The sequence below is a fragment of the Arhodomonas sp. KWT genome (genome assembly GCF_010993615.1).
In genome coordinates this window covers 1-645 of sequence record NZ_WNXE01000946.1, presented here as the reverse complement: position 1 = coordinate 645, position 645 = coordinate 1, and the positions used below count along the sequence as shown (strand labels likewise).

Here is a 645-nt window from a genome sequence, read left to right as displayed (position 1 = left end):
GAATCGAGCAGCGCCTTCGAGGGGATACAGCCCACGTTCAGGCAGGTCCCGCCCAGCGCGGGCTCGCTGCCCTTGCGGCGGAACTCGTCGATGCAGGCCACGCTCATACCCAGCTGCGAGGCGCGGATGGCCGCCACGTAGCCCGCGGGGCCGGCACCGATGACGATAACGTCGTAGGAATTGGCCATTTTGACTCCCGTTGTCTAAAGCCGGTTAAACCTCGAGCAGCAGCCGCGCCGGGTCCTCGATGACCTCCTTGATCGCGACGAGGAACTGCACTGCCTCGCGGCCGTCGATGATGCGGTGATCGTAGGAGTGGGCGAGGTACATCATCGGCAGGGCCCGGATCTCGCCGTTCTCCACCATGGCCCGCTCCTGGATCTTGTGCATCCCGAGGATGCCGCTCTGGGGCGGGTTGAGGATCGGCGTGGACAGCAGCGAGCCGAAGATGCCGCCGTTGGTGAGCGTGAAGGTGCCGCCGGTGAGCTCGTCGATACTGATCTTGCCGGCCTTGGCGCGCTGGCCGAAGTCGGTGATCGCGGACTCGATCTCCGCGAACGAGAGCTGATCGGCGTTACGCAGCACCGGCACCATCAGGCCGCGCTCCGTGGACACGGCGATGCCGATGTCGTAGTAGCCGTGGTA

2 protein-coding genes are annotated in these 645 nt (G+C 65.6%); both read right to left on the bottom strand.

Annotated features, from left to right (window positions below; all coding sequences use genetic code 11):
• On the bottom strand, positions 1-188 hold a 188-nt coding region (locus G7A99_RS23465; protein ID WP_163143802.1), incomplete at its 3' end, for an FAD-dependent oxidoreductase.
• A gap of 25 nt (positions 189-213) precedes the next feature.
• Positions 214-645, bottom strand: a 432-nt coding sequence (locus tag G7A99_RS23460; RefSeq protein WP_205600040.1) for a 2-oxo acid dehydrogenase subunit E2, incomplete at its 5' end; no start/stop codon positions are given.